This is a genomic window from Thalassococcus lentus (assembly GCF_028023555.1).
Taxonomy (GTDB): Bacteria; Pseudomonadota; Alphaproteobacteria; order Rhodobacterales; family Rhodobacteraceae; genus Thalassococcus_A; species Thalassococcus_A lentus.
This window is the reverse complement of sequence record NZ_JAQIOY010000001.1, coordinates 913,561-926,412: the sequence shown is the minus strand read 5'-3', so window position 1 is coordinate 926,412 and position 12,852 is coordinate 913,561. Positions and strand designations below refer to the sequence as shown.

The 12,852-nt window shown below is 57.1% G+C and carries 12 protein-coding genes; 4 read left to right on the top strand and 8 right to left on the bottom strand.

Annotated elements, in window-relative coordinates:
• Positions 1-4: 4 nt before the first annotated feature.
• The 4 genes from PFY00_RS04530 to PFY00_RS04515 are packed head-to-tail and all read left to right on the top strand — an operon-like array spanning position 5 to position 3,030.
• A complete protein-coding gene (locus PFY00_RS04530) occupies positions 5-1,081 on the top strand; it encodes an ABC transporter ATP-binding protein (RefSeq protein ID WP_271431310.1) in 1,077 nt (358 codons plus the stop codon).
• A complete protein-coding gene (locus tag PFY00_RS04525) occupies positions 1,078-1,941 on the top strand; it encodes a carbohydrate ABC transporter permease (RefSeq protein WP_271431309.1) in 864 nt (287 codons plus the stop codon). The genes PFY00_RS04530 and PFY00_RS04525 overlap by 4 nt, the downstream gene beginning before the upstream one ends.
• A gap of 11 nt (positions 1,942-1,952) precedes the next feature.
• Entirely contained in the window at positions 1,953-2,750 is a 798-nt protein-coding gene (locus PFY00_RS04520; protein WP_271431308.1) for a carbohydrate ABC transporter permease, read from the top strand.
• 1 nt (position 2,751) lies between these two features.
• A complete protein-coding gene (locus tag PFY00_RS04515) occupies positions 2,752-3,030 on the top strand; it encodes a DUF2160 domain-containing protein (RefSeq protein ID WP_271431307.1) in 279 nt (92 codons plus the stop codon).
• 44 nt (positions 3,031-3,074) lie between these two features.
• Here the strand turns inward: PFY00_RS04515 and PFY00_RS04510 are convergent, their stop codons facing one another.
• From PFY00_RS04510 to nirB, 8 genes are all read right to left on the bottom strand, one after another.
• Positions 3,075-3,440 carry a VOC family protein gene (locus PFY00_RS04510; protein ID WP_271431306.1) on the bottom strand — a complete coding sequence of 122 codons (366 nt, stop codon included), beginning with the start codon at positions 3,438-3,440 and terminating at the stop codon, positions 3,075-3,077.
• Between the two features lie 15 nt (positions 3,441-3,455).
• Complete coding sequence (locus PFY00_RS04505) at positions 3,456-4,568, bottom strand: M56 family metallopeptidase (protein WP_271431305.1); 1,113 nt, start codon at positions 4,566-4,568, stop codon at positions 3,456-3,458.
• Positions 4,555-4,929, bottom strand: coding sequence for a BlaI/MecI/CopY family transcriptional regulator (locus PFY00_RS04500; RefSeq protein ID WP_271431304.1), 375 nt, complete (start codon positions 4,927-4,929; stop codon positions 4,555-4,557). Before PFY00_RS04500 ends, PFY00_RS04505 begins: the two co-directional genes overlap by 14 nt.
• Positions 4,930-5,067: 138 nt before the next feature.
• Positions 5,068-6,477, bottom strand: coding sequence for a siroheme synthase CysG (gene cysG, locus PFY00_RS04495; protein WP_271431303.1), 1,410 nt, complete (start codon positions 6,475-6,477; stop codon positions 5,068-5,070).
• A gap of 12 nt (positions 6,478-6,489) precedes the next feature.
• On the bottom strand, positions 6,490-7,440 hold the full coding sequence (locus PFY00_RS04490) for a glycosyl transferase family protein (protein ID WP_271431302.1): 951 nt from the start codon (positions 7,438-7,440) through the stop codon (positions 6,490-6,492).
• Positions 7,437-10,067, bottom strand: coding sequence for a nitrate reductase (locus PFY00_RS04485; protein WP_271431301.1), 2,631 nt, complete (start codon positions 10,065-10,067; stop codon positions 7,437-7,439). The genes PFY00_RS04490 and PFY00_RS04485 overlap by 4 nt, the downstream gene beginning before the upstream one ends.
• Entirely contained in the window at positions 10,067-10,396 is a 330-nt protein-coding gene (gene nirD, locus PFY00_RS04480) for a nitrite reductase small subunit NirD (RefSeq protein WP_271431300.1), read from the bottom strand. Before nirD ends, PFY00_RS04485 begins: the two co-directional genes overlap by 1 nt.
• Positions 10,393-12,822 carry a nitrite reductase large subunit NirB gene (gene nirB / locus PFY00_RS04475; RefSeq protein ID WP_271431299.1) on the bottom strand — a complete coding sequence of 810 codons (2,430 nt, stop codon included), beginning with the start codon at positions 12,820-12,822 and terminating at the stop codon, positions 10,393-10,395. The genes nirD and nirB overlap by 4 nt, the downstream gene beginning before the upstream one ends.
• Between the last annotated feature and the right edge of the window lie 30 nt (positions 12,823-12,852).

Sequence of the window (12,852 nt, the reverse complement as noted above, 5' to 3'; positions counted from 1 at the left end):
CTAGATGGCTAAGATCACACTCGAAAAAATGAAGCATAGCTACATGCCGAGCCCGAAAGGGCCACAAGACTATGCGCTAAAGGAAATCGACGTCGATTGGGAAGACGGAGGGGCCTACGCCCTGCTGGGCCCATCCGGCTGTGGCAAGTCCACTTTGCTGAACATCATTTCAGGCTTGCTGGTTCCATCCATCGGCAAGGTCAAATTCGATGGCCGGGACGTCACCCATCTTTCACCGGATCAACGGAACATCGCGCAGGTTTTCCAGTTTCCCGTAATCTACGACACGATGACGGTGCGCCAAAACCTTTCATTCCCGCTTAGAAATCGCGGGGTCGATGAAAGCACGATTGCGACCCGCGTACAGGCCATCGCTGAAATGCTCGAAGTGACGGATATGCTTGATCGGCGCGCTTCTGGATTGTCACCGGACAACAAGCAAAAAATCTCAATGGGTCGTGGGTTGGTCCGCGACGACGTCAATGTGGTCATGTTTGACGAACCACTGACCGTCATTGACCCGCATTTGAAATGGAAACTGCGCTCAAAACTCAAAGAACTTCATCAGCGGGTCAAAGCGACAATGATCTACGTCACCCATGACCAGACCGAAGCCCTGACCTTTGCCGATCAGGTTGTGGTCATGCAGGATGGCGAAGTTGTTCAGATTGGAACCCCGGTAGAATTGTTTGAGCGTCCGGCACATACCTTTGTCGGCCACTTCATTGGATCACCGGGCATGAACGTACTGCCAGCCGAACTCCGCGAAGGCGGCGCGTTTTTCCAAGGCCAAAACGTCACACTGGAAGGCGCGGTCGATTCCGCGGCTTCGGGCCGGATTGAAATTGGCATTAGGCCGGAATTTGTCTCGCTGGGGGACACGGGCATCGCGGCTCAGGTTCGCAAAGTTGCAGACGTGGGCCGACATCTGGTCGTCGAAGCAATGGCGGGAGATCACAAGATCGCTGCCATCATGAACGGGCCAGCCCCCTTGCAGGGTGAAACCGTACATCTTCAGTTCAAGCCCGCGCAAACGCGCGTTTACGCAAACGGCTGGATTGCCACAGGAGCGGCATCATGAAGACTGAAAATCAAAAAGCATGGTTCTTTGTGCTTCCGGTTCTCATCCTTGTTGCGTTCAACGCGCTGATCCCGATGATGACGGTTGTGAACTATTCGGTGCAGGAAACCTTTGGGAACAACCAGTTCTTTTGGGAAGGCCTGACATGGTTCGAACAGATCCTGCGCTCAGAACGCTTTCACGCGGCGCTGGGACGCCAGTTTCTGTTCACGGGCCTGATCCTCGCCATCGAAGTGCCTTTGGGCATAGCGATTGCTCTTTCTATGCCCCGAAGCGGGCCGTGGGTCCCGGTCTGTCTGGTTCTTATGGCACTGCCGATGTTGATCCCCTGGAACGTCGTTGGCGCGATGTGGAACATCTTTGCCCTGCCTGACATTGGCCTGCTTGGGTACTTTGTGAACCACACGCTCGGCATCGACTACGACATGACCCAGAACCCACTGGCTGCATGGGTGACCATCATCACTATGGATGTCTGGCACTGGACGTCATTGGTTGTTTTGCTGTCCTACGCCGGACTGGTTTCCATTCCGGACGCCTACTATCAGGCAGCCAAAATCGACGGCGCCAGCAATTGGAGCGTCTTTCGCTACATCCAGTTGCCAAAGATGAAGAACGTCCTGACCATCGCAATCCTTCTGCGGTTCATGGACAGCTTTAACATCTATACCGAACCTTTCGTGCTGACTGGCGGCGGACCTGGCAACTCAACCACGCTCTTGTCGATCGATCTCGTCAAAATCGCTCTGGGTCAGTTTGATCTTGGTCCTGCAGCGGCGATGTCCCTGATCTATTTCGCAATCACGCTCTTCGTGTCTTGGCTGTTCTACACGCTGATGACCAAAGATGATCTCAACTAACGGAAAGACCGATGAAACTCCGATTCATAGTACCGCTGGTCTATATCCTCTTCCTGATGCTGCCGATCTACTGGCTGGTCGCGATGAGCTTCAAAACCACCAATGAAATCCTCGCGGGCTTTTCACTATTCCCGCAGACCTTCACCTTAGATGCCTACAAGACGATCTTTACGGATCCGACGTGGTACTGGGGCTACATCAACTCGATCATCTACGTGTCCCTGAACACCGTTATCTCAGTCGCTGTTGCACTGCCCGCTGCCTATGCATTCAGCCGCTATCGGTTCCTTGGTGACAAACAGCTGTTCTTTTGGCTTTTGACGAACCGCATGGCGCCTGCCGCGGTCTTTGCCCTACCCTTCTTTCAGCTCTATTCTGCGGTTGGGATTTTTGACACACATCTTGCCGTCGCTCTCGCGCATTGCCTGTTCAACATTCCGCTCGCTGTCTGGATCCTCGAAGGCTTTATGGGCGGCGTGCCCAAGGAACTGGATGAAACAGCCTATGTGGACGGCTATTCCTTCCCGCGCTTCTTCGTCTCGATCTTCATTCCGACGATCAAGGCCGGTGTAGGCGTCGCCGCGTTCTTCTGCTTCATGTTTTCCTGGGTGGAACTGCTTTTGGCCAAGACCCTGACGGCCGTTGAGGCAAAACCGATTGCCGCAACGATGACCAAGACCGCATCGTCAGCAGGCTATGAGCTGGGGCTCCTCGCTGCAGCTGGAACACTGACAATCATTCCCGGCGCGATCGTGATCTACTTTGTTAGAAATTACATCGCCAAGGGCTTTGCGATGGGGAGAGTTTGATATGTTGAGTTGGATGGCATGGACGCTGCCGACAGCGCTGATCTTCGTGGGCCTCTTCTCGGCCATGGCAGTTCTCACCGTTCTTGAAATCAAGTACCCGGGCGGTGCTGAGCGAAAAGGCATATTGGGTCTGACAACCACGCGAGGGGACAGACTGTTTCTGACATGTCTCGGAACCGCGTTTATCTTTCTTGCCTGGCTCGGATTGGTCGGCATGCCGCTTTGGTCACCGCTCGCCATTGCGATTGGCTGGGGCATCCTGTGTTTCTGGAAGGTGTAAAGCCTGCTCGGCAATGTCGCTGCTGTGACGTTGCCCTTTAGGGGTCAATCGGCAAATTGAGACACGGATAGAACATTGCCCGCCGGATCCCGAAACCACGCGACCTGACTGCCATCCGGTGTCTGCCAAACGCCCACTTCGTTTTGAACGAGATGGGCGAACGTCTCAAACATGACCCCTTTTGCGGCCAAGTCCGCGACCGTCTTGTCGATGTCCTCAACTTGCCATCCATAAACGGTATGCTCCGCACCTTTCAGCGAAGGCACGATCTGGATACGCAACATGTGTTCGGCATCCAAAAACACCAAGGCAAACTGGTTTTCAGCAACCAATTCGAGGCCAAGAATATCCTTGTAGAAGCTCTTTGTCGCAGCGGGCGCGTCGGTCGCGATGAATGAGATCGGCTTCATCGCCGCGGTCAAAGCTTACCAACTGCGTTGTGCAAGAGAATTCAGCTGATCGATCCGCTCCAGATTGACCACGGTCGACAGCATGATCCGCTCGTGGCTCCAATCACCGGGCTTGGACAGTGACGTGGCGGCCCCAACAATCGCGATACTCAGCGCAACCGACAGCGCGAACCCAACCCAACGCGTTTCTTCCAGCGGCTGATCGACGTCCTTGGCGATCTCAAGAATGCGCGACTTCAACATCGACCTGCGGCCACGCCACGGCAGCGACCGGCCTGTTAGTGCAACGCCAAAAGCCGAGGGTTGTCGTTTGGCCTTTGCCGCGAAGCGCGCAGTATTCAGCAGTCGAAGCGAATAGCTGTGAGCGTCCTGCAAATTCCGCGCAAGATAAGCCCGGTCACACGCAAGCTCGCCCAATTTGCGAATGCGGCTGGACAGGTACCAATAGCCCGGATTTAGCACGTAAAGAGGCGATGCCAGCGCAATCAACACTTCGGCAGTTACGTCACCTTGACGGATGTGCTGCAGTTCATGCCCAAGCGCCATTGAGATCGCAGACCGATCGGCCATCATGGCCTGAGGCAACACAACATAGTGCCGGAACAGACCGCGCGTGGAAAACGGAACGCTGATGTCGCGTGACACCACAACCGAGAGTCCCTTGGTCGAGCGAATGACCCGCCCGCCTTTCAGCGACCGCCGAATGCGCAGAAAATTGACGAGCAGATAGACAGCGCGTCCAGCCGCGGCCATCAAAAACGCAATCAGGATCGCTTGGCCCATGAAGCTGGCGCCTGATGCAATGTCAGAGACCCAGCTGGACCGGAACTCAACGATCCGGTTCATCTCCATTGCTGAAATCGAAATGTTTCCCTTGAGGTACTGAGACACGACCGCATCCGTTGCGTTCATCGTCTCGGCATAGGGGGTCGCCATGACAACAGGCATGATCAAAGGCAGCAGCAGCACGCTTGCGCACACGGACTGGCCGACGCGACGTCGGGTCTGAAAGTATCGTCGCGCACCCGTCAGTGCGTAACACAGTTCAAATACAGCAAAAACCAACGCGGCCATCAGGACCATTATCTGGCCCCAGACCACCCCCCCTACGATGTCATGTGCTGTCATCTTTCTTGATCCTCGTTTCGATGATCTGCCTGATCTCTTGGATCATCTCGTCTGTCAGTTCACCGTCATCCACCAATCGCGCAACGAGCGCGGTTGGCGTTCCTCCAAACAATGAATTCGACAAGTTTTTCAACGAGCGGCCCTCGTAGTCGCTCTTTTGCATCGCGGGGGCATAGTACAGCGTCCGCTCCCGTCGCTCCGATTTTGCATAGCCTTTTTCTTCTAGGATTTTCATCATTGTCGCGATGGATGTGTAGGCTCTTTGCGTGTCGTTCGACAAAGCCGCCATGACATCCCTGACTGTCCCGGATTTGATTTTCCAAAGAGCAATCATGAGTTCCAGCTCAACATCTGTGAGCATTTCGGTTCGTCTTCGCGCCAACGTTCAATCCTCTGGCAGGTCTATTAATTCTTTAGTACATCAAAACACGGCAAAGCGTCAAATCCACGATTTGATGGTTCACCGATTTTGAGGGAACAACACGCTATTTTGCAGGTACTATTCGGCAGGTATGGCTGCAGGAAACCCGTCAAACGCGTTCATGGCGGATGGCGCGGCCCGGTTTGGCCATGTCACCAACAATACCGCGCAGCCGGAAATCTTGTGCTGTTGCAATGTTCGTTCCAGCGCAGAGATTGTCGTTTCCAGATACCGCGCCGATGGCTTGCTGACATCGACTGCGACCATGACCAGCGATTCCGGTGGCAGCCCCTGTCCCATCCAGATCGCCGCCAAGCGCCCGGCCTGACGAACAGCCATATAAAGCGCCGTCGTCGTACCCGGACCGGATAGGCGGGTTGCGTCAGGTTCCGGATCCTTGGCGCATCCCGTCCCAGTCGCAATAACCAGGGTGTTTGCCACCTCCCGTTCGGTCAGGCTCCGTCCAAGCGCAGCACCCGCTGCACATGCCGCCGTCACTCCAGGTACCATTTCGGTTGAGATGCCGGCATCCCGTGCCGCGTCGAGCTCTTCTGTCGCGCGCCCAAAGATTCCGGGATCGCCAGATTTCAAACGCACCACACGCCGACCTTTCAGGGCCTCTGCCACGATCACGCGATTGATCTTGTCCTGTGGCCACGCATTTGCGCCAACATGTTTGCCAACGAAAACACGTTCAGCGTCACGGCGGGCCAGCTCCAAAATTTCCTGATCAACCAGCCTGTCGTAGAAAATCACATCCGCTTCCTGCAGGCGCTCAACCGCCCGCAACGTCAGCAAATCCTTTGCCCCGGGCCCGGCCCCGACCAATGAAATCTGCCCTTTGTCACTGCCATGTGGCGCCCCAGCTGCCGCGATCGCCCGCTTGATGGCTCTTGCGGCTTCGCGCTCCTTACCCTGTGACCAGATCGCACGCGGGCTTCCCTTGAAAACCCATGCCCAGAATGCCCGCCGCTTGGCCCGCGGAACACTTTGTTCGACACTGCGCCGCAGTCCTCCGGCCAAGGCGGCAAGCCCTCCGAGGTTTTGCGGCAACATCTGTTCCAATCTGGTTTTGATGTCACGTGTCAGCACAGGGGATGTTCCCTCGCTGCCAATCGCAACCACGATGGGATCACGATCAACGATAGCAGGGGTCGTCATGTCGCAAAGATCAGGTTGATCCACGACATTCACCGGGCAACGGGCGGCCTTGGCCAGTCCGTGCACAGCGGCGTCTAGACCCGGGCAACCGGTGCCAACAAAGGCCATGGCGGCCGTTTCAAACAACTCTACGGACAGATCAGTCCGATGCGAGGCGCGACCGCTGGCCACGATGTCCTGCAGCTCACTTTCCAGTTCCGGAGCGATCAGAACCAGTTCTGCGTCTGTCTTTAGCAACAATCGCGTTTTTTGCGCAGCTTGCTCACCCCCGCCAACAATTACGACACACCGACCTGTGGTTCTCAGGAACATGGGGAAGGATTTCATATCAATGTCCTCTTAGGCGGCGTGCGTTTCATGGCGGCGCGCAAAGCTGTTTTCAGAATGGTCCGAACCAATACCGCTACCAGCCGTCTCCATCGCAAGAGCAGCGGTTCCCACGACGATTGAGCGCTCAAAACCGGGCAAGTCGTCCAGCGTCTTGAAACCGGACAGGCGCATGGGGTCAGCTCGCGCCAAACGTCGCGGTGCGGCCCAACGGGCCTCTTGCGTGCGGTCCCACATCTGTCCCCGGCGCAGCCCGAACACCGCGATGTCCTTGCTGGGGTTCACTTCAAATTCACCCCCGCCGCCTTTGATGACGCTCAGACTGTTCCAGCCCAACCTTTGCGCTGCGTCTGCCTGCAACAGGCGGTAAGACGGATGAAACACGCCTTGCACGCTGGCGCCCGCGTCAGCGGGGTTCAACATCCGGCAAACGGTGTTGATACAGGATCGCAAACCCAAAACAGACCGCAAACCCAACAGCCTGAACAGGCTTGGGTGCAACGTTTCCAAAGGCAGATAGGCGATGCCATCACGATCAAGCAAACTGGCCGCTTCGTCGGCATTGGAAGCCGACCCGATTTCCAAGTCTTCAAGCCCCCGGCGCACTTTGTCATCCGCACCATTCCAACCGTGCAACAACACCCGCGTGCCGGATTGCGCGACCAGTTTTGCAGACATCAAAAACCACGGCGTGCCACGCGTCCGGCCAGCAGCGTAACTGGGCCAATCCAGATCCACACGTGGCAAATCATCAAACGGGGCGCGGGCTTTGGCCGCAAAACCTGCGATTTCCTCGGCGGTTTCCCCTTTCATACGGAGCAACATCAGCAGCGCCCCCACAGCCTCGGGCGCGGTGTCAGGACGCAGCATGTGCCCCATGGCTTCGGCGGCTTCGTCCTGCGTCAGGGACCGCGATCTGCCCGGACCACGCCCTAAAATGCGCACATGATCTGCAAGTCTCATTCGGCAGCCTCACGGTTTTGGACGCTCAGCAACAGCTCTGCCAACTCAGGCCTGCATGACCCGCAATTCGTACCGGCTGACAAAGCCACACCGATCGCGTCGACCGACATCAGGCCCTGCGTTTCGATCGCACTCAGAATGGTGTTTACGCCGATGCCGAAACACGAGCAAAGCACAGGCCCCGGACTAATCACATCCTGCCCCGGCTGACCTGACAAAGCAGACTGCGCATCACCACCCGGAAGAGCAATCAGGTAGTCCCGTGCGACAGCCACCGGACGCGGAGAAACGAACAAGGCCCCCAATAATGTTCCGTTGTCGTGCAAGACGATGCGTGCAAATCCACGGACCCGGTCCTGCACAGTGATCGCCTCGGCATTCGGTTTTGCGAAAAGCCGGCGCGCTGCAATTTCCCAGTTGTCCGGCACCAATGTGCCTGCCAGTTCAGCGCGGTACCCGGCTGCCGTCCGGGCCAAGGCCCAGTATTCGCTGTCCAGCATCATGGGATCCGCTGAGACGGCAAAACCGTACCAAGCGGCTTCGTAACGCGTCATGGCAACGACGCTTGCCTTGCTTTCCGGTTGACCGGAAACAGGATCAGTCGCAGCCTCAACCAATGCATCGATACGCGCAGATGGCGCGGTTTCACCGGTCCAGTGCATCGAGGCAAAGAGCTGTCCCGGCTGAACCGTGTCCGAAATGCGTGCGCGCAAAATACCCGTACCCGCACGACTGCTGAGCCGAACAAGATCAGCAGGTTCGATACCCGCCGTCGCGGCGTCATCAGGGTGCAGATCCACGAAAGGTTCGGGCAGGTGCGCCGACAATCGCGGGCTCAACGCGGTACGCGTCATCGTATGCCACTGATCCCTGAGCCGTCCGGTGTTCAGGCGGTAGGGATAGCGCGGGCCTGTTTTTGCTGCGGGCGGTCGCCACGAAACGGGCAGCAGGCGGGCCTTTTTGTCGGCGTGGAAGAAGTTTCCATCCCCAAAAAACCGGCCGCCGATCCGGTTGGGCGTTACCGGCCAGCGAACCGGAACGAGGTCGGCATATGCATTGTCACTTATGTCCGCCAAAGCCGAAATATCAAAATCGCGTCCGATCTGGCCAGCCATGCCGGAAAGCGCTGCGTGTTCGCGAAAAATCTCGGCTGGCGTCTGATAGTCAAAAGCGTCTTCAAACCCCATACGGCGGCCAACCTCGGCCAGTATGTCCCAATCCGCCCGGGCCTGTCCTGGTGCAGCCAGAACGCTGCGCTGACGGCTGATGGTTCTGTCCGAGTTGGTGACTGTGCCATCTTTTTCGCCCCATGCCGTCGCCGGTAGCAAAACATCAGCCAGGCGGGCCGTATCGGTGTTCGCGGTGATGTCGCTGACCACGGTAAAGGGACAGCGTGCAATTGCGTCCTGAACGGCATTCGCCTCGGGCATGGAAACCGCCGGATTGGTGTGAATGATCCAGAGCGCTTTTATGCGGCCATCGCCAACGGCGCGAAACATGTCGACGGCCTTGAGACCCGGTGCCTCCGGAACGGATGAAGACGACCAGAAATCACGAACCGTGTTTCGATGATCCGGGTTCTCCAAATCCAGATGACAGGCCAGCATGTTTGCCAGACCGCCCACTTCCCGCCCGCCCATTGCATTCGGCTGACCGGTCACAGACAGCGGGCCGCAACCGGGTTTTCCGATGCGGCCTGTCGCAAGATGGCAATTCAGTATCGCGTTTACCTTGTCAGAGCCCGATGTGGATTGGTTCACTCCCTGGCTGTAGATCGTCACCACTTTTTCGGTGCCGACCCACAGCTTGCAGAATGCCGCCAGCTCTTGTTCGGAAAGCCCCGTGACAGAGACATCATCCCCCATGGCGGTCTGTATCGCCGCATCAAAGCCTGTTGTGTTGCGCAGGAAATCCGCGTCAAAGGCTCCGCCTTGGTAGATCTCGGCCAGAAGCCGATTGAACAACGCCACATCGCTGCCCGGACGCAGGGCCAGATGCAAATCTGCGCCGTCACAGCTGGCTGTTCGGCGCGGATCGACCACGACAATCCGCGTGCCTCTTTGCGTTTTGGCCGCCAGAACACGCTGATACAGCACCGGGTGACACCAAGCGAGGTTCGAGCCGACCAGAACGACCAGATCCGCCTCCTCCAAATCTTCGTAGGTGCCCGGCACCGTGTCGGTCCCAAAGGCCCGTTTATGCCCCGCCACAGAAGACGCCATGCACAAGCGTGAATTGGTATCGATATTGGCCGAGCCGATGAAACCCTTCATCAGTTTGTTGGCAACGTAGTAGTCTTCTGTCAGCAACTGGCCTGACACGTAAAACGCGACACTGTCCGGACCGTGCTGGGAAATCGCCTCGGAAAACTTGTCTGCTACCAATTGGAGCGTTTCATCCCAACCCGTTTCCCGCCCGGCAATGCGCGGCGTCAGCAATCGCTGCGACAGTCCAACGGTTTCGGCCAGTGCCGACCCTTTTGAGCAAAGCCTTCCGAAATTGGCCGGATGATCCGGATCACCCCGGACATCCATTCCGCCCTGACCGTCAGGACGCAGCAACACGCCGCAACCAACACCGCAATACGGACAGGCTGAACGGGTTTCTGGCAGGCCGGCTCCGTCCATCAGGCAGCGCTCCCTGCGGTCAATCGAGACCCGTCAATCAGGATGCGGCCCGCTTCTACGCGGACCGGAAACGTCGCGATTGTTGCTGTCTCGCCCTGCGCCTGCCCCGTGTTGAGATCAAAAATCCAATTGTGCAAAGGGCAAGTTACAGACTGCCCATGGACAATACCTTCGGACAGCGGGCCGCCCTTGTGAGGGCAACGGTCCGTTGCGGCAAAAACCTCTGCATCGGCAGTCCGGAACAGCGCAACGCAGCCCAGCGCTGTCTTGACCTTGCGAGCCCCGCGCAACGGGATTTCTTCAATAGCGCCTACATCAATCCAGCTCATTCCGCGGCCTCCAGTGTCAGATCTGCCATCGGCTGGAACGCCTTTGCCGTGGCTGCGTGTTCGGCCCAGGGATCTTTGCGATAAATGCTCTGGCTCAGCTCGAACGCGGCGACCAGACGTTCCCGTTCTTGGGCGTCCGACAGGACATCTTTGACCCACTCAAGCCCAACCTTGGCCACCCATTTGTAGGGACGATCCAGATATTTGGCGTTCTCTCGATAGAGCTGGATGAACGCGACGGTCCATTCGATGGCTTCCGCTTCGGTAGGCACATCGATCAGGCGTTCTGTTTCCTTGACGTCCATACCGGCTGCGCCTGCGACACCAACCTGAAAGCCGGAATCCACACAAATGATGCCGACGTCTTTACAGGTCGCTTCTGCGCAGTTCCTCGGACAACCGGAAACGGCCAGCTTAACCTTGTGCGGTGTCCAACTGCCCCAGAGTATCTGTTCAAGTTTGATACCCAAACCGGTGGAGTCCTGCGTGCCAAAGCGGCAGTGGTCCGTGCCAACGCAGGTTTTGACGGTACGAAGGCCTTTGGAATATGCGTGCCCGGACACCAGACCAGCCTTGTTCAGATCTGACCAGATGTATGGCAGGTCTTCGCCCTTGACGCCGAGCAGATCAATCCGTTGTCCCCCTGTGACTTTGACAGTTGGCACATTGTATTTATCCGCAGCATCCGCGATGGCGCGCAACTCGGCAGCGTTGGTGATTCCGCCCCACATGCGTGGAACCACCGAAAACGTGCCATCCTTTTGGATGTTGGCGTGCTTACGTTCATTCACGAAACGACTCTGAGGATCATCGCGATATTCGAGAGGCCAATCCGCCAACAGATAGAAGTTCACCGCTGGCCGGCAGACATGGCAACCATTCCGCGACTTCCACACCAGCTCCTGCCAAACCGCTTCTTGCGATTTCAGTTCCTGCGACTTGATCAGCCTGCGCACATCTTCATGCGTCAGATCACAGCACGCACAAATCGGTTGCGCCGTTGGCATCTGGAAATCGTCACCAAGGGTGACCTGCAGCAATTGTTCGACCAGACCTGTACAGGTTCCGCAGGATGCACTGGCCTTGGTCGTTGCCTTGACCGCACCCAAATCTTCCGCACCATTCTGGATTGCCTCGACAATGGTGCTTTTGCAAATGCCGTTGCAGCCGCAAATTTCCGCCTCAGGCGGCAATGCTGCAACGGCTGACAAAGGGTCCGAGGGGGACCCTCCCTGAAAGGCCGGACCAAAGATCAGCGTCTCGCGCATGTCTTCGATGTCGGTTTCATCCTTGATAAGCTGAAAGAACCAGTTGCCATCCGCGGTATCGCCGTACATCACCGCGCCGACCAGCTTGTCACCCTCGATGACCAGTCTTTTGTAAACGCCCCGACTGGGATCGCGGAAGACAATGTCTTCCCGCTCAGCACCTTCGGCAAAATCGCCGGCGCTGAACAAGTCACATCCGGTCACCTTCAACTTGGTCGCAACGTCCCTGACCACAAAGGCATCAGGCGACTCTAAAAGCGTATTCGCCAGCACCTTTGCCTGATCATAGAGCGGCGCAACGAGTCCAAAAAGCTGCCCATCAAATTCGATACATTCGCCAACCGCAAAGATGTCAGGATTCGAAGTCTGCATCTGAGCCGTGACCGCGATCCCGCGGGCAACGTCCAACCCCGCCTCCTGCGCAAGCCTGACCTCGGGACGAATGCCAACGGCCATGACAACCAGATCAGCTGGCAGCGTTTCATCACCTTCGAGCAAAACAGCTTCGGCTTTGCCGTCGCCCAGAATGGCCTTGGTCGAGGCCTGCGTGCGAATGGTGATGCCGCGTTTTTCCAAGTCACGGCGCAGCAAGTATCCCGCCGCCTCGTCCAGTTGGCGTTCCATCAGGTGCCCCATCAGGTGCACCACCGTGACATCCATGCCGCGCTCAGCCAGGCCAGCCGCAGCTTCGAGGCCGAGAAGCCCACCGCCAATAACAACAGCCTTGCCGCCTTTGGCCGAGGCCTCGATCATCGCATTGGTGTCATCCAGATCCCGGTAGGTAATGACCCCCGGCAGATCCTTTCCCGGAACCGGAATGATAAAAGGCGCGGAGCCCGTCGCAACGATCAGTTTGTCATAGGAAACAGAACCATTCTGCCCCTGAACAACTTTGTTATCAGGGTCGATCCCGATCACGGGCTCACCAAACCGGCAGGTCACGTTGTTGGCCGCATACCAAGCGTCGTCATGGGTTACGATCTCGGCATATTGCTTTTCGCCGGACAAGACCGGTGACAGCATGATGCGATTGTAGTTCCCACGCGGTTCCGCATTGAACAGCGTGATCTCAAAGGCCGCTGGATCAGCGTCGACCAGAGTTTCAATAACTCTGCCCGAGGCCATTCCAGCGCCGATGATAACAAGTTTCTGGGTCATGTTTCGTCTCCGGGACGATGGATCAATTCA

Coding starts and splice junctions, on each gene's coding strand:
- PFY00_RS04515 (WP_271431307.1), top strand. CDS start 2,752: ATGTTGAGTTGGATGGCATGGACGCTGCCGACAGCGCTGATCTTCGTG.
- PFY00_RS04485 (WP_271431301.1), bottom strand. CDS start 10,067: ATGGACGGAGCCGGCCTGCCAGAAACCCGTTCAGCCTGTCCGTATTGC.
- PFY00_RS04520 (WP_271431308.1), top strand. CDS start 1,953: ATGAAACTCCGATTCATAGTACCGCTGGTCTATATCCTCTTCCTGATG.
- PFY00_RS04500 (WP_271431304.1), bottom strand. CDS start 4,929: ATGCTCACAGATGTTGAGCTGGAACTCATGATTGCTCTTTGGAAAATC.
- cysG (WP_271431303.1), bottom strand. CDS start 6,477: ATGAAATCCTTCCCCATGTTCCTGAGAACCACAGGTCGGTGTGTCGTA.
- nirB (WP_271431299.1), bottom strand. CDS start 12,822: ATGACCCAGAAACTTGTTATCATCGGCGCTGGAATGGCCTCGGGCAGA.
- PFY00_RS04505 (WP_271431305.1), bottom strand. CDS start 4,568: ATGACAGCACATGACATCGTAGGGGGGGTGGTCTGGGGCCAGATAATG.
- PFY00_RS04490 (WP_271431302.1), bottom strand. CDS start 7,440: ATGAGACTTGCAGATCATGTGCGCATTTTAGGGCGTGGTCCGGGCAGA.
- PFY00_RS04510 (WP_271431306.1), bottom strand. CDS start 3,440: ATGAAGCCGATCTCATTCATCGCGACCGACGCGCCCGCTGCGACAAAG.
- PFY00_RS04525 (WP_271431309.1), top strand. CDS start 1,078: ATGAAGACTGAAAATCAAAAAGCATGGTTCTTTGTGCTTCCGGTTCTC.
- PFY00_RS04530 (WP_271431310.1), top strand. CDS start 5: ATGGCTAAGATCACACTCGAAAAAATGAAGCATAGCTACATGCCGAGC.
- nirD (WP_271431300.1), bottom strand. CDS start 10,396: ATGAGCTGGATTGATGTAGGCGCTATTGAAGAAATCCCGTTGCGCGGG.